Source organism: Brasilonema sp. UFV-L1, from assembly GCF_012912105.1.
GTDB lineage: Bacteria > Cyanobacteriota > Cyanobacteriia > Cyanobacteriales > Nostocaceae > Brasilonema.
The window spans coordinates 17,589-36,029 of sequence record NZ_QMEA01000029.1; the positions used below are offsets into that span (position 1 = coordinate 17,589).

Annotated in this window: 3 protein-coding genes; all 3 read left to right on the forward strand. The window is 45.1% G+C overall.

The window, feature by feature from the left end; genetic code table 11:
- Positions 1–9: 9 nt before the first annotated feature.
- The 3 genes from DP117_RS11375 to DP117_RS11390 are packed head-to-tail and all read left to right on the forward strand — an operon-like array spanning position 10 to position 18,366.
- On the forward strand, positions 10–1,308 hold the full coding sequence (locus DP117_RS11375; protein ID WP_169218414.1) for a cytochrome P450: 1,299 nt from the start codon (positions 10–12) through the stop codon (positions 1,306–1,308).
- A 16-nt stretch (positions 1,309–1,324) separates the two neighbouring features.
- Positions 1,325–6,319, forward strand: a complete 4,995-nt coding sequence (locus tag DP117_RS36155) for a type I polyketide synthase (protein WP_248277625.1) — start codon at positions 1,325–1,327, stop codon at positions 6,317–6,319.
- Positions 6,316–18,366, forward strand: coding sequence for a non-ribosomal peptide synthetase (locus tag DP117_RS11390; protein WP_169218415.1), 12,051 nt, complete (start codon positions 6,316–6,318; stop codon positions 18,364–18,366). Before DP117_RS36155 ends, DP117_RS11390 begins: the two co-directional genes overlap by 4 nt.
- Positions 18,367–18,441: the final 75 nt, after the last annotated feature.

The window sequence follows — 18,441 nt, forward strand, 5'->3', positions numbered from 1 at the left end:
AATTATCATATGGAGCAAGTTAACAATACCAATAACACGAACAAAAACATTATTGATAATAATAATATCCAAAAAACTAGATCAGCAAAAGCATTCAAATTTAATCCTTTTGACAAAGAGTTTCACGTTAATCCTTATCCAACTTACTATCGCCTTCGCTCCGAAGATCCCGTACACCGCTACTTTGTTGGAGGTGATTGGGTACTTGGCCGCTATGCTGATGTGAAAGCAGTTTTGAGAAGTGGACGTGTTCGCACTCATGATCAGCCAGAATTAATCCAGCAAAAGAATCTATACCTCCAAGGTAAGGGGAAAAACCTGAATGTCCTTGCCTATACCAGCAACAAACTTTTGTTTTATATGAATCCGCCAGACCATAGTAGACTACGCTCTTTGGTCGTTAAAGCCTTTTCTCCTACAGTAGTTGAGCGTATGCGTCCCCGTATCCAAGAAATTGTGAATGATTTGCTGGGTCCAATTCATAACAAGGGTACTATGGACATTATTGCCGATCTTGCCGGTCCACTACCTGTGACTGTTATTAGTAAAATGTTGGGAATACCAAACGAGGCTCAAGACCAGCTTCATCAGTGGTCTAATGTTTTCTCTCGTATCTTGGATTCTTTAGTGTCGTTAGAAGAGTACGAAGTTATCAATAAAGTTATTGAAGACTTTCAAGAGTATTTACGCAACCTGGTTGCCGAACGAGAAAAAGATCCACAACAGGACCTCATTAGTGACTTGATTGCAGCTAGAGAGCAAGGTGAAAGACTGAGTCAAGAGGAACTATTGGCAACTTGTATATTGTTATTTATGACAGGTGAAGAAACTACAGTGAACACAATAGGCAATGGCATGCTGGCATTGCTAAGTCACCCTGAGCAAATGGAAACGCTCAAACGGGAACCAACAATGATCCAAAATGCTGTTGAAGAAATACTTCGCTACGATAGCCCAGTTCAGATGACAAACCGTATTGCTATCGACAATATAGAAATAGGTAACCAAACAATTAAAACAGGCGAAAAGATAATTCTTTGTCTAGGGTCTGCTAACCGAGATCCAGCTCAGTTTCCTGACCCGGATCAGTTCAATATTAATCGATGTCAGGATAACCATCTTGCCTTTGGTGATGGTATTCATTCTTGCTTAGGATCTGCGCTAGCACGCGCTCAGGCTCAAATTGCTATCAATACACTCGTACAACAATTCCCCGATTTGAAGTTAGTTCCAGACAAACTAGAGTGGCGAAAGAACATAGCCTTACGGGGTTTAAAAACTCTCCCTGTAACTTTCACTTGTAGGTAACCTTTTTTAAATAAGAATGAATACAGAACCAATCGCCATCATTGGAATAGGATGTCGTTTTCCTAAAGCTAATAGTCCAGAAGCTTTTTGGCATCTACTGTGCAATGGGGTGGATGCTATTTCAGAAATGTCTCCTTCTCGTTGGGACTTAGATCCAAACTCAGAAAAACTAGACAAAATAAATACTCGTTGGGGTGGTTTTCTAGAGCAGGTAGATCAGTTTGACCCCAAATTTTTTGGTATTTCTTCACGCGAAGCCACCAGTATGGATCCCCAGCAGCGGCTGTTGCTAGAAGTTACCTGGGAAGCATTAGAAGATGCTGGGCAAATACCGAAGTATCTAGCAGGTACGCAAACAGGTGTCTTTATTGGAATATCAACTCAAGATTTTTCTGTGTTGACATGGGGCAATTCTGGTCAAGACATCTATATGACGACTGGGACTTCTCATTGCATCGCAGCTAACCGCATTTCCTATGTATTTAATTTTACAGGACCAAGTATAGCGTTTGATACAGCTTGCTCCTCTTCACTTGTTGCAGTTCACTATGCATGTCAGAGTTTATGGAAGCAAGAGTCTACCCTTGCCGTCGCTGGAGGAGTGAATGTCTTGTTGTTGCCAAAAGCCACAGCTAACTTTGCTCTAGCAGGGTTCATGGCTCCTGACGGTCGTTGCAAAACCTTTGATGCTCGAGCAGATGGCTATGTTCGTGGCGAAGGGGCAGGCGTCGTCATTTTGAAGCCTCTATCGCAAGCTTTGGCTGACTGCGATCGCATTTACGCACTTGTTAGAGGAAGCGCAGTCAACCAGGATGGACGTAGTAATGGACTTACCGCTCCAAATCCACAGGCACAAGAAGCTGTTGTGCGTTCTGCCTACCAACTCAGTGGTATCTCGCCTGGGCAAGTTCAGTATATTGAAGCTCATGGTACAGGTACAAGTCTGGGAGATCCTATAGAAATGAAGGCTTTGGGAAAAGTGCTCTCCCAGGATCGGTTGCCAGGAAACGTCTGTGCTGTAGGTTCAGTTAAAACTAATATTGGACACCTAGAAGCAGCAGCAGGAATTGCCGGGTTGATTAAAGTGGCATTGTCTCTCAAACATCGACAAATTCCACCAAGCCTGCATTTTCAAAAGCCAAATCCTTATATTCCCTTTGATAAACTGCCGCTACGAGTTCAACAAACCTTGTCCCCTTGGCCACAAGGAAATGATTTGGCACTAGCTGGGGTAAGTTCCTTTGGATTTGGCGGCACAAATGCTCATGTGGTTTTGGCAGAAGCACCCTCAGAAATTCAAAATTCAAAATGGACTGCGTCCTTGCACTCTACGAAAATTCAAAAAGAAGATTCAATTGAACGTCCTTTGCATCTTCTGACCTTGTCAGCTAAAAGTGAGAAAGCACTCTTAGAGATGGCACAACGTTATCAGGAGTTTCTTTTGAACCATCCTGAGGTGTTGCTAGCAGATGTTTGTTTTACTGCTAACACGGGGCGCGAGCATTTTAACTACCGCCTCGCTGTTGTGGCTGAATCTAAGGTGCAGTTGCAAAAAGAACTATCTGCTTTTACTGCTAATCAGGATACTACTACAGTTGTCAGTGGTCAGGTAAAAAGTAAGAAGCATCCAAAAGTCGCATTTTTATTTACTGGACAAGGTTCGCAATATATCGACATGGGACGCCAGCTCTACGAAACAGCGCCCATCTTTCGGCAAACCTTAGACCGTTGCGATGAAATTTTACGTTCCTATCTAGACAAGTCACTGCTAAGCGTTCTTTACCCCCAACCGGGAGAGACTTCGCTATTAAACCAAACTGCTTATACCCAACCGGCTTTATTTGCTATTGAATATGCACTTTTCCAGCTTTGGAAATCTTGGGGTGTCGTACCCACAGCCGTAATGGGTCATAGTATAGGAGAATACGTTGCTGCGACTGTGGCGGGAGTCTTCAGCCTGGAAGATGGACTGAAGTTGATTGCTTCTAGAAGCCTCCTGATGCAGGGTTTACCGCCAGACGGAGAAATGGTCGTAGTGTTTGCGGCATCAGAAACTATACGTAATGTTGCTGAAATAAATGATAAAAAAGTAGCTTTTGCTGCGATGAATGCACCTCAAAATACTGTAATATCTGGAGAACGGCAGGCGGTTTTGTCAATTTGTACTGCCTTAGAAGTAGAGGGAATTCAGACAAAAAAGCTACAGGTTTCCCACGCCTTTCACTCACCTCTAATGGAGCCAATGCTGGCAGAATTCCATCAAATTGCTGCTAGTGTCACATATGGTGCTCCTCAAATTGATCTAATCTCTAACTTGACAGCAAAAACATTAACTAAAGAAGATATTACGCCTGAGTATTGGGGGAAACATTTACGCAACTGTGTGCGATTTGCTGACAGTTTAAAGACACTTCATGCTAATGGTTATGATATCTTTGTTGAGATTGGACCAAAACCAACCTTGTTGGGGATGGGGCGCAACTGTCTTCCAGAAAAAGTAGGCGTTTGGCTGCCAAGTCTACGTCAAGGGCAGGATGATTGGAAGCTTTTACTCCAGAGTTTAGGAAAATTATATACCTGTGGAGTACCTGTAGACTGGTCTGGTTTTGACAGCAGCTACAGGCGACAGTTGATCAGCCTACCAACTTATCCCTGGCAGCAGCAACGCTATTGGATTGAAACTTCTGAACAAAGACATCAACAAGCAGAGTCTTTATCGCCAGAAAATATCCAAACTCCGATCACTAAATTGCTTGAGGCGGGAAATATTGAACAGTTAGCTCAGTTAGTGCAAAAGGTGGGGAATTTTTCACCTGAACAGATAAAATTACTGCCTGAATTGTTATCAGTCTTAGTCAGGGAACACAAGCAACACTTAATACCAGACTTCATCCAAGACTTGTGCTATGAAATAGTTTGGCGAGAGCAAGGGAATATACAGAAACAGTCATTTGGAGATGACATACCAGCTCCTACAGAAGTTCGCGATACGCGTAGCATTAAGCCTCCGGCTGATCGCGCCTTGCGCGGCTCCCTTTGGGAGCATCGCGAAGCGGCTCCTGTGGAGCATCGCCTAAAGCTTCAAGCAGAGCAGTTGATGTCGCATCGTAGTATGCAGCATAGTATATTTTTATATAATAAAATCAAAACAAAACCAGGAAGTTGGTTAATTTTTGCTGACAATCAAGGTATTGGTGAACAGTTAAGTGTACTGTTGCGATCGCCCTTGGCGCAAGCCGTACCCGGCTTATCGCAAAAAGAAGCTTGTATCCTCGTCTTTCCTGGTACGGAGTATAAACAAATATCAGAGCAAGAGTTCAGTATTAACCCAGCCTCACCAAAAGACTTTCAGCAACTGCTACTTGAACAGGTGGCTAAAGATAAGGCTCTCTGGCGTGGAGTAGTTTATTTGTGGAGCTTAGATACAGTTTCGGCAGACGCTCTAACAGTAGCAGATTTAGAAGTTGCCTCGCAAACAGGATGTGGTGGTGTCTTGTCCCTAGTTCAGTCTTTAATTAGTAAAGAATTTTCCCCGCCTCCTACCTTGTGGCTGGTGACGAAAGGAGCACAACGAGTGGGTGTAGAATCTACTCTTGTTGGGGTAGCCCAATCGCCTGTGTGGGGATTAGGAAAAGTAATTACAAATGAGCATCCAGAATTTAACTGTACCCTGGTAGATCTAGATCCTGTAGGAAATAACAACGCACAAGCCTTATTTGCAGAAATTTGTTCATACAAGCCAACTAATAGTGAAACTCATATAGCTTTTCGCAATGGGCAACGGTATGTTAGCCGATTAGTACGCAGTGATAAAATTGTCAAAAAGTCTTTGCAGCTAAAAGCTGATGCTACCTACTTAATCACAGGTGGTCTTGGTGGAATTGGTTTACTAGTAGCAAAATGGATGGTAGAGCATGGGGCAAAGCACTTAGTTCTAGTAGGGCGTAGCAAACCTGACGAAGCTGCTACAGCAACCCTAAGAGCACTTGAAGAGACTGGAACTCAGGTTGTAGTAGTTCAAGCTGATGTATCACAAGAAGAACAAGTGACTTCTTTACTCACTCAAATCAAAACATCTGTACCGCCGTTGCGAGGCGTTATCCATGCAGCAGGTATCTATGATGCTCGTTTGCTACAAGAATATCAATGGGAACAGTTTGCCAAAGTTTTTGCACCCAAGGTGAGTGGTGCATGGAATTTACATACCCTAACCAAAGATATGCCTTTGGACTTCTTTGTACTTTTCTCTTCAGCTGCGTCTATATTTAGTTTTTCAGGTAGTTTTTCAGGGTTAGCTAGTTATGCAGCGGCAAACACCTTTTTAGATTCTCTGGCACATCTAAGAAAGCTACTAGGTTTACCAGGGTTAAGCATCAATTGGGGACCCTTGTCAAGAGTCGGTATGTCACAGATTGTCGATAACAAGCGCTTTGCCCAGTTGATAGCTCAAGGAGTAGAGCCACTCGAATCGCAGCAGGTACTAGAAATTCTTGAACAAGTAGTGCAAAAAGATACCGCTCAACTCGGAGTCATACACATTAACTGGTCGAAGTTTCTTGAGCAATTTCAATTGAGTGGATACCCTGCTTTGATTGCTGAGTTAGTACCAAAAGTTCAGAAACTAGAACTATCTGAGCAAAAGGCAACCCAACTGCCCCAAATTTTAGACCAATTAAAGACAGCCTCAACAGAGAAACGTCAATCACTGTTAATTATTTACCTTCAACAACAGATTGCCAAAGCTCTAGGAATAAGCGCACTAGGACTAAATATTGATGAGCCTCTTAACCGCACGGGACTTGATTCCCTGATGGTTATCGAACTTAGGAATCGTCTGAGAGCAGAGTTAGGAGTGGACATCCCAATAACAAAATTCTTGGATGGTTTGAGTGTCGTCGATTTAACAAAACTTGTCAGCGAGCAACTTTTTGAGGTTAGTTATACCTCAAAAGTATCTATTGTACCCACAGTTACATTAAGTCAGAACAGTTGGATTGAAGGAGAATTATGAATTTAACAGATCTGCTCGAAAATCTTTCAGCCAAGAATGTTGAACTGTGGGTTGATGGAGACAAGCTGCGCTATCGAGCGCCTGAAAACGTATTGACTCCTGAATTATTGGTAGAAATTAAGCAATATAAAGAAGAAATTATTTACCTACTGCAAAAGCGTACTGACACTGCAAAAACTGACCCTCTTTCCTATAGACAAAAAGCACTTTGGTTCTTATACGAACTAGCACCTAATAGTGCTGCTTACAACCTTGCATATGCAGCACGCTTAGTGTCGAATGTAGACATTCCAGCATTGCGACAGGCAGCGATCGCCTTAATTGAGCGCCATCCAGTTCTGAGAACTACCTACACCGTACAGCACGGTGAACCAGTGCAAACGATTCAAGAAAATCAAGAAGTCTGCTTTAGTGTGCAAGAAGCTGCTAATTGGAGCCAAGATGACTTTCACAACTGGCTTGTGAGTGAAAGCGATCGCCCCTTCGACCTGAACAACGGACCTGTACTACGCTTTAATTTGTTGATTAAAAACACCTTAACAGATGCGTCAGCTGGAAAAGAAGTGATTCTGCTAATGACGGCACACCACATAGTTGTGGATTTTTGGTCTTTGGAATTGCTTGTCAGTGAACTTAGGGTGTTTTATGAAGCAATCAAGACAGGTCAACAGGTCGCACTCCCACCCCAAAACCTGCAATACTTTGATTACGTACGGTGGGAAAACCAAATGTTAGCAAGTCAGCAAGGAGAGCGGTTGTGGAACTACTGGCGTGATCAGTTAGCTGGAGAGTTGCCGATACTGAATTTGCCAACAGATCGACCCAGACCACCAGTGCAAACTTATGAAGGCGCTTCCTACTCTTTCGTTCTAGAGGAAAAACTGACCGATAAACTCTTGGAACTAGTAAAAGCAGAAGGTGTAACTCTTTACACAATCGTGCTAGCAGCATTCCAGGTACTATTACTACGCTACACAAATCAAGAAGATATCTTAATTGGCACTCCAATGGCTGGTCGCAGCCTAACTGATTTTGAAAGGATTGTTGGTTATTTTGCTAATCCCGTTGTATGCCGTGCGGATCTTTCTGGAAATCCTACATTTCGAGAGTTGCTTTGCCGAGTGCGTTCTTGTGTGTTAGGTGCGCTAGAACACCAAGACTATCCGTTCCCGGTGCTAGTCGAGCGACTGCAACCGTTACGCGACCCAAGCCGTTCACCACTTTATCAAGTGGCGTTCGTCTGGGATCGCTCTCGCCAAAGTGAGGGACAATTATCACTGATGGATAGTGATGGGTTAATTGTGGAGTCTATAACTCCAGAGTCAAAAGGGGCTGCTTTTGATTTAACTTTGACCATTTTTGATGTCACAGGACCGCTCAAAGGTATCTGGAAATATAACACCGACTTGTTTGATAGCAGTACTATCGAGCGGATGGCGGGTCATTTCCAGACATTGCTTTGTGGAATTGTTGCCAATCCTATTGAGTCAATTTCCCAATTACCCCTGCTTACTGAGCCAGAGCAACAGCAGTTACTCGTGGAGTGGAATGACACGACTGTGGAGTATCCTACTGATAAGTGTATCCATCAGTTGTTTGAGGAACAGGCACAACGCACCCCGGATGCTGTGGCAGTTGTGTATGTAGACGCGCTCTGCGCGGCTTCTCGAAGAGTAAATCAACAGCTTACCTACTACGAGTTGAATTGTCGCGCTAACCAATTGGCGCATCAGTTGAGAAGTTTGGGTGTTGGTCCTGAGGTGCTGGTTGGTCTGTGTGTGGAACGTTCACTCTTAATGGTGGTGGGACTACTTGGGATACTCAAGGCGGGTGGGGCTTATGTGCCGCTTGACCCAGAATATCCAACACAACGTCTTAGTTTCATGTTAGAAGATGCTACTGTAGGAATACTGCTGACGCAACAGCACTTAGTTGAGAGATTACCACAGCATCAAGCTCAAGCGTTCTGTTTGGATGAGGTCTGTGAACAAATCGCCCAAAACTACCACCATAACCCGATCAGTGGGGTGAGGGCTTTTAATCTGGCGAATGTGATTTACACGAGCGGATCTACAGGCAGACCGAAGGGTGTGATGGTTACGCACACCGGACTTTGCAACTTAGCTCAAGCCCAGATTCAGACTTTTGGCGTCCAAAACTCAAGTCGTATTCTTCAGTTTGCCTCTCTCAGTTTTGATGCTTCTATCTCAGAAATCGTGATGGCTTTAGCCTCAGGGGCAAGACTTTACCTGGGAACAAAAGACTCTCTACTGCCTGGTATGCCGTTAATTCAGCGATTACGCGATGATTGCATTACGCATATTACGCTACCACCGTCGGCGCTCTGTGTCCTGCCTGTTGAGGAACTCCCCGCACTGCAAACAATGATTGTGGCAGGAGAAGCTTGTTCTGCTGAGGTGATAAGACTTTGGTCTGCTGGCAGAAACTTCTTCAACGCTTACGGGCCAACAGAAGCTAGTGTCTGTGCCACTGTGGCAAAATGCACTGATGGCGACAACAAAGCCTTCATCGGTCGCCCAATCGCCAATACGCAAATCTACATTCTAGACTCGCATTTACAACCAGTCCCCATCGGTGTACCAGGAGAATTACATATTGCTGGTGCGGGGTTGGCAAGAGGCTACCTCAACCGCCCAGAATTGACAACTGAGAAATTCATCCCCAACCCCTTTGAAAATTCAAAATTCAAAATTCAAAATTCAAAATGGAATCGTCTGTACAAGACAGGAGACTTAGCCCGTTATTTGCCTGATGGCAACATCGAATACCTAGGACGCATCGACAATCAGGTAAAGATTCGCGGCTTCCGCATCGAATTGGGGGAGATAGAAGCAGTATTGAGCCAACACCCATCAGTTCACTCAGTTGTGGTCACAGCGAGAGTTGACACCCCAGGGGATCAGCGCCTAGTCGCCTACATCGTGCCACAACTTCCCACAGCGCCCACAATTAGCGAGTTGCGTCAATTTCTCAAAGTAAAGCTGCCAGAATACATGGTGCCATCTGCAATAGTCATTTTGGAAGCTTTGCCCGTAACGCCCAACGGTAAAGTAGACCGCCGTGCCCTGCCAGCGCCAGAGTTACATCGTGAACTGTTAGACAAATATGTTGCCCCGCGCACCCCAATCGAAGAAATGCTGACGCACATTTGGGCTGGTGTCCTGAGAGTGAAACAAGTAGGCATTCATGATAACTTCTTTGAACTTGGAGGACACTCGCTGCTGGCAACCCAACTGATTTCACGCATACGTACCTGCTTGAAAGTGGAACTTCCATTGCGCAGCGTGTTTGCAGCAGTGACAGTTGCACAATTGGCGCGAGAGATACAGCAGTGGCAGCAACAGCAGTTAGAATTGACAGTACCACCGCTTTTACCAACCCCAAGGAATGCAGACTTACCACTGTCATTTGCTCAACAGCGTTTGTGGTTTTTAGACCAGTTAAAGCCCAACAGTGCTTTCTACAATATTCCTGGGGCTGTGCGACTGCAAGGTCAGCTTCAAGTGACAGCCTTAGAACAAAGCTTGCGAGAAATTATTCATCGCCACGAAGCCTTACGCACTAACTTCATTACAGTTGATGGACAACCGGTTCAAATCATTCACTCAGAAACTGCTTGGACATTGTCAATTGTTGACTGGCAGCATTTACCCATAACTGAGCAAGAAATCGCAACACAACAATTGGCGAGCTCACTTGCGCAGCAACCGTTTGATCTAGCAAGTGAACCGTTATTCAGGACGACATTAGTAGTACTTAAGCAGACAGAATATATTTTACTTGTGTGTATGCATCACATCATCAGTGATGGATGGTCAATGGGTGTGTTTGTTCAGGAACTGGCAGCGCTGTATAATGCTTATTCTCAAGGTCAGCCCGGCCTGCGGGACGCTACGCTAACACCTTTAGCGCCACTAAAAGTTCAGTACGCGGACTTTGCAGTGTGGCAGAGACAGTGGTTGCAAGGGGAAGTACTGCAAACCCAACTGGCTTACTGGCAACAACAACTGGCAAACGCACCAGCTTTATTATCGCTCCCCACCGACCGACCCAGAGGGGCAGAGCAAACCTTCGCTGGGGCACATCTTACCTTTGCACTGTCTTCTAAGCTAACTCTTGCGCTCACACAACTGAGTCAGCAACAAGGAGTCACCTTATTCATGACGCTGTTGGCCGCGTTTGATATATTACTTTATCGCTACACAGGTACGGAAGACATCCTGGTGGGGTCTCCCATTGCTAATCGCAATCTTCGTGAACTTGAAGGGTTAATTGGCTTTTTTGTCAATACTTTAGTTCTGCGTACTGATGTCTCAGGTAATCCCAGCTTTAGTGAATTACTCGGTCGCGTCAGGGACATGGCAATCGATGCCTATGCTCATCAAGATTTGCCATTTGAAATGTTGGTGGAAGCATTGCAGCCACAACGGGACTTAAGCCATACACCGCTGTTTCAGGTGATGTTTGTCCTCCAGAATGCGCCTATGCCTCAACTCAACCTGACTGGGTTAAGTGTCAGTCCATTAGTGGCAGAAAGCGCAACTGCAAAGTTTGATTTAACTTTATCAATGGAGAACACTGCTACGGGACTGGTGGGTGTGTGGGAGTACAACACTGACTTGTTTGATGCTACCACTATCAAGCGGATGGCGGGGCATTTCCAGACATTGCTTGAGGGGATTGTGAGCAATCCACAGCAGCCGATTTCGCAATTGCCCTTGCTGAGTGAAGTTGAGCGACAGCAGTTACTCGTCGAGTGGAACTCGACGACTGTGGAGTATCCTACTGATAAGTGTATCCATCAGTTGTTTGAAGAACAGGTAGAGCGCACCCCCCATGCAGTGGCAGTGGTGTATGAAAATCAACAACTTACCTACGATGAGTTGAATTGTCGTGCGAACCAATTGGCGCACTACTTGCGGTCTTTGGGTGTAAGAGCAGATGTACTGGTCGGCATTTATGTGGAACGCTCACTAGAGATGGTAGTGGGACTGTTGGCAATTCTCAAGGCGGGTGGTGCTTATGTGCCCTTAGACCCAGAGTATCCAACACAACGCCTTAGTTTCATGCTAGAAGATGCTCAAGTAGGAGTGCTTGTGACCCAACAACACTTGGTTGAGAGACTACCACAGCATCAAGCGCAGCTTGTATGCTTGGATACTGAGTGGTCCCTTATTAGTCAGTTGAGTCAGAATAATCCAATCACTGGTGTGCAAGCAAGTCATTTGGCTTATGTGATTTACACCTCCGGTTCTACGGGAGCGCCCAAGGGAGTGCTGGTTGCTCATCAAGGACTGCTAAATCTGGTGTTCTGGCACAAAAGAGCCTTTGAAATCACTCGATTAGACAAAGCCACTCAGCTAGCAGGAACAGCATTTGATGCTACAGTATGGGAATTATGGCCCTACCTTACTGTGGGAGCAAGTATCTACTTAGTTAAATATGAACTGCTTGGCTCACCTGTTGAGTTGCGAGATTGGTTGATATCACAAAAGGTCACTATCAGTTTTTTGCCAACACCACTTGCACAGGAATTACTGTCTTTGGAATGGACACAAAGTTTAGCAATGCGTTATATACTGACTGGAGGGGATAAGCTTCATCAGTATCCATCAGATTTACTCCCCTTACTCGTAGTAAATAATTATGGTCCAACTGAGAATACTGTTGTCACAACTTCTGGGCTGGTAGTTGCCAATGGGCGAGAGCATATCTCACCTCCCATCGGTCGCCCAATCGCCAATACGCAAGTTTACATCCTAGACTCGCACTTACAACCAGTGCCAATTGGTGTACCAGGAGAGTTGTACATCGGTGGTGCTGGTTTGGCACGAGGCTATCTCAACCGCCCACAGTTGACAACTGAGAAATTCATCCCCAACCCCTTCAGCACTGACCCAAATTCCCGCCTCTACAAAACCGGGGACCTAGCACGCTATTTGCCTGATGGCAATATCGAATACTTGGGACGTATCGACAACCAGGTAAAGATTCGCGGCTTCCGCATCGAGTTAGGCGAGATAGAAGCAGTACTGAGTCAACACCCATCAGTTCACTCAGTTGTGGTCACAGCAGGTGTTGACACCCCAGGGGGTCAACGCTTAGTCGCCTATATCGTGCCACAACAACACAAAGCACCCACAATTAGCGAATTGCGTCAATTCCTCAAAGCAAAGCTGCCAGAGTACATGGTGCCTCAGGCGATAGTTATCCTGGAGTCCCTGCCTCTGACTCCGAACGGTAAAGTAGATCGCCGTGCCCTACCAGCACCAGAGTTAAATCGCGAACTGTTAGACAAATATGTTGCCCCGCGCACCCGAATTGAAGAAATGCTGGCGCACATTTGGGCTGGTGTCCTGAGAGTGAAACAAGTGGGCATACATGATAACTTCTTTGAACTCGGTGGAGATTCGATTCTCAGTATTCAAATTATTGCCAGAGCAAATCAGATAGGAATTGTGCTCAGTCCCAAGCAGCTGTTTATGCATCAGACAATATCTGAGTTAGCAGCAGTAGCAAGCACAACTGGGGCTATCGTGGCAGAACAAGGTCTGGTGACAGGAGCGGCACCACTGACGCCGATTCAACACTGGTTCTTTCAGCAGAATATACCACAACCACACCACTTCAATCAATCATTTCTGCTATCTGTGCCACCTGAGTGGAAACCAGAATTATTAGAGCAAGTTGTGCAGTACTTGCTGTTACATCATGATGCCCTACGCTTACGCTTTGTATTGTCTGAGTCTGATTGGCAACAGATTCACGTCAAGAGTGCTGATAACGCTGCTTTCTTGTGGGTAGATTTATCTACACTATCAGCAGGTGAGCAAACAACTGCGATTGAAACGACTGCAGCACAATTACAGGCTAGCTTAAATCTGTCAAAGGATTTAGTGCGAGTTGCCTTTCTTACGCTGGGTGTTGACAAACCGAGCCGATTACTCATAGTTATCCACCATTTGGTAGTTGACGGCGTTTCCTGGCGAATTTTGCTGGAGGATTTGCAGACAGCTTACCAGCAAATTAGTCAGGGCAAAGTGCTGGCGTTACCTCCCAAGACAACTTCTTTCAAAGATTGGGCTTACCGACTAGCAGAATATGCGCTGGGAGTTGCTCTCAAATCAGAACTAGCTTATTGGCTGAGTGAATCTCGCTCCTCAGTTTCTTCTATACCAGTGGATTATGCACAGGGAATTAACACTGTCGCATCTGCTAGTACAGTCAGAGTGTCGTTAAATTCGGCAGAAACAACAGCGCTGTTGCAAGATGTGCCTAAAGCTTACAACACTCAGATTAACGATGTGCTGTTGACTGCTTTGGTGCTCTTATTGGGGAGATGGACGAACTCTAATTCTGTGCTGCTCAATTTAGAAGGTCATGGGCGGGAAGATATTGTTGAGAATGTTGATTTATCACGCACTGTCGGTTGGTTTACGACGATTTTCCCTGTGCTTATAGAACTAAAAGTAACAGACAATCCCAAAGATGCCTTAAAATTGGTCAAAGAACAGTTGCGCGCCATTCCAAACAAGGGAATTGGCTATGGCTTATTGCGCTATCTTAGTCGGGACGCAGAAATCAGCACCAAACTACAAACACTTCCTCAACCACAGATCAGCTTCAATTATCTGGGTCAATTTGATCAAGTTTTAAATACGTCTTCTGGTATCCAACTAGCTACTGAGTCTGCTGGAGCTAACCAAAGTTTGCATGGCAGTCGCACTCACATGCTAGATATTACTGGCATGATTATTGGAAATCAACTGCAAATAAATTGGACATACAGCACAAATATCCATAAACACGCCACAATCGAGAGTATAGCGCAAGAGTTCGTACTGACATTGCGTGAGCTGATTGTTCATTGTTTAGCTCATGAAAGCGGAGGTTATACACCTTCAGATTTTCCATTAGTCAAGCTTAGCCAGCTAGAACTCGACCAAGTGTTGGTAAGCCTAGCATTCAAACAAGAACTGGGCAAAACCAACTGGAAAAATATTGAGGATATTTATCCGCTCTCGCCCATGCAACAAGGCATGCTCTTTCATAGTTTGTATGCCCCAGAATCGGGAGTGTATTTTGAGCAGTTGAGTTGCACCTTGAGGGGAAACCTGGAAGTGCAAGCCTTTGAGCAAGCTTGGCAGCAAGTGGTAGCGCGGCATTCCGTCTTGAGGACTGTTTTTGTTTGGGAACACTTGAGCGAACCACTTCAAGTAGTGTATCACCAAGTGAAAGTCACTGTAGAGACTCTTGACTGGCGAGAGTTATCTGTTGAACAACAGCAACAGCAATTAGAAATTTTCTTGCACTCACAACGGCAGCAGGGCTTTCAACTTTCTGTTGCACCATTGATGCGCCTCAATCTCATTCAATTGGATAAGGACTGTTATCAATTTGTTTGGAGTTTTCATCACATATTGCTTGATGGCTGGTCGGTACCTTTGATTTTCAAAGACCTATTGTACTTTTATCAAGCATTTTCTCAAGGTGAAAGTTTGCGTTATGAACCAACTGCAAGCTACCGAAACTACATCGCTTGGCTACAGAAACAAGACTTAGCACTAGCTGAAAAATTTTGGCGACAAAAACTCCAAGGCTTTATTGCACCAACTCCTTTGACAGTGGATAAACCATTGTCAAACCGAGAGCAGTCACACTCTAGCTACAGTGAACAACAAATCCAGTTGAGCGTGCAAGCAACAGCTGATGTACAGTCTTTTGCACGACAGCATCAACTCAGTGTGAATAATCTGGTGCAGGCAACCTGGGCACTACTGCTGTGTCGTTACAGTGGAGAAACAGATGTCGTTTTTGGTGCCACTGTGTCTGGTCGTCCGCCATCTCTTGTGGGCATAGAATCTATAGTGGGACTGTTTATCAACACCCTGCCAGTGCGAGTACAAGTCTCAAGAGAAACACAACTGCTGCCTTTGTTAAAGGATTTACAGGCACTAGCATTTGAGTGTGAGCAATACTCATATAGTCCACTAGTTGAGATTCAGGGCTGGAGCGAAGTCCCCAGGGGAACCTCCTTGTTTGAGAGCATTGTAGTGTTTGAGAATTATCCAGTCGATGCTGCTGTGCAACCACGCAATGGCAGTTTGGAAATTTCTAGTATTCGGGGCATTGAACAAACCAATTATCCCATAACAGTAGTGGCAGCTGTCTTTGGTGAGCAATTGTCTGTGAAAATCAGCTATGATACTAACCGATTTGATGATGCCACGATTATCCGTATGCTGGGGCATTTCCAGACATTGCTTTGTGGGATTGTTGCCAATCCTATTGGGCCGGTTTCCCAATTGCCCCTGCTTACTGAGCCAGAGCAACAACAGTTACTCGTGGAGTGGAATGATACTACTGTGGAGTATCCTACTGATAAGTGTATCCATCAATTGTTTGAGGAACAGGCACAACGCACCCCGGATGCAGTAGCAATTGTGTATGTAGACGCGCTCTGCGCGGCTTCTCGAAGAGTAAATCAACAGCTTACCTACTACGAGTTGAATTGTCGCGCTAACCAATTGGCGCATCAGTTGAGAAGTTTGGGTGTTGGTCCTGAGGTGCTGGTTGGTCTGTGTGTGGAACGTTCACTCTTAATGGTGGTGGGACTACTTGGGATACTCAAGGCGGGTGGGGCTTATGTGCCGCTTGACCCAGAATATCCAACACAACGTCTTAGTTTCATGTTAGAAGATGCTACTGTAGGAATACTGCTGACGCAACAGCACTTAGTTGAGAGATTACCACAGCATCAAGCTCAAGCGTTCTGTTTGGATGAGGTCTGTGAACAAATCGCCCAAAACTACCACCATAACCCGATCAGTGGGGTGAGGGCTTTTAATCTGGCGAATGTGATTTACACGAGCGGATCTACAGGCAGACCGAAGGGTGTGATGGTTACGCACACCGGACTTTGCAACTTAGCTCAAGCCCAGATTCAGACTTTTGGCGTCCAAAACTCAAGTCGTATTCTTCAGTTTGCCTCTCTCAGTTTTGATGCTTCTATCTCAGAAATCGTGATGGCTTTAGCCTCAGGGGCAAGACTTTACCTGGGAACAAAAGACTCTCTACTGCCTGGTATGCCGTTAATTCAGCGATTACGCGATGATTGCATTACGCATATTACGCTACCTCCGTCGGCGCTCTGTGTCCTGCCTGTTGAAGAACTCCCCGCACTGCAAACAATGATTGTAGCAGGAGAAGCTTGTTCTGCTGAGGTGATAAGACTTTGGTCTACTAACAGAAACTTCTTCAACGCCTACGGGCCAACAGAAGCTAGTGTCTGTGCCACTGTAGCAAAATGCACTGATGGCGACAACAAAGCTTCCATTGGTCGCCCAATCGCCAACACGCAAATCTACATCCTAGACAGCAATCTGCAACCAGTCCCCATCGGTGTACCAGGAGAGTTGCACATTGGTGGCGTTGGTTTAGCGCGAGGCTACCTCAACCGTCCACAGTTAACACAAGAAAAATTCATCCCTAACCCCTTTTACAATTCAAAATTCAAAATTCAAAATTCAAAATTATATAAAACTGGGGACTTAGCACGCTATTTACCGGATGGTAACATAGAATACCTGGGACGCATCGATAACCAGGTCAAGATTCGCGGCTTCCGCATCGAGTTAGGCGAGATAGAAGCAGTGCTGAGCGAACACCCATCAGTTCACTCAGTTGTCGTCACAGCTAGAGTAGACACCCCAGGGGAGCAACGCTTAGTCGCTTACATCGTGCCACAACAGCACAAGGCACCCACAATTAGCGAACTGCGTCAATTCCTCAAAGTAAAGCTGCCAGAGTACATGCTACCATCTGCAATAGTGATGCTGGAGTCGTTGCCCCTGACGCCCAACGGTAAGGTAGACCGCCGTGCCCTGCCTGCACCTGATACAAACAACCTTTCTGTGCAAGCTAGTTTTGTCCCACCCCTTGACATCGTAGAACAGAAACTGGCCCAAATTTGGGCAGAAGTTTTGAAAGTCTACCCTGTTGGAGTAAAGGATAATTTCTTTGAACTGGGTGGTCATTCTCTTTTAGCGGTGCAATTGATGGCTCAGATTGAGCAGCAATTCAAGCAAAATCTACCCTTGGCGACACTCTTCCAAAACTCAACTATTGAACAACTAGCGACTATTCTCCGCCAGCCGATAGATGCTTTAAATTGGTCTCCTTTAGTACCTATTCAACCTAATGGTTCTAAGCGACCTTTCTTCTGCGTGCCTGGAGCGGGTGGCAATACTATCTACTTGTACAACTTGGCACATCATTTAGGTAAAGAGCAACCATTCTATGGACTACAATCACTCGGTCTTGACGGGGAATCAAAACCGCACACACGAATAGAGGATATGGCAGCTTATTATATTGAAGCAATACAGTCCATTCAACCCTCTGGACCGTACCTTTTGGGTGGTCATTCCTTTGGCGGTATGGTAGCTTTTGAGATGGCGACTCAGTTACATAAGCGGGGATATGAGGTCGCTCTACTTGCCCTTTTGGACTCTGTTGCACCAGGTTATAGAACTAATGAACTAAATTTTAATCACCTGGATGATGCTGGATGGCTGAACATGATTGCTAGCTTATTTGAAAAGGTTTACGCAAAAAGTTTAAACGTATCTGAAGAAGCTCTCAAAGTTCTTGATCCTATGGAGCAACTGAACTACTTCAAACAGCAGTTACAAATGGTCAATTTACTACCTCCTAATGTTGGAATCAAGCAACTTCGCGGAGGCGTGCAGGTTTTCAAAACTAACCATCAAACTGCTTCTGTTTATATGCCACAAGCAATCTCTCCGGCTGTGATTACGTTTTTTAACGCTAGCGAGATTGATGCTGTTAGTCATGCAAACTCTGAGATTTTAGAAGAACTAGGATTTGGCTGGGACAAGTTTTCTGCTCAACCTCTGGATATTCACCTTGTTTCAGGTGATCATATAACAATGCTGAATGAACCTCACGTTCAGGTTTTAGCAAAAAAACTGACTATCTGCATTGAACGGTCACAGGGCAGATGATTGAGCAATCAGAGATCACAAGACAGGGGACGGGGAAGAATTCTCAATTTTGAATTTCTCCGGATTGCGAATGCG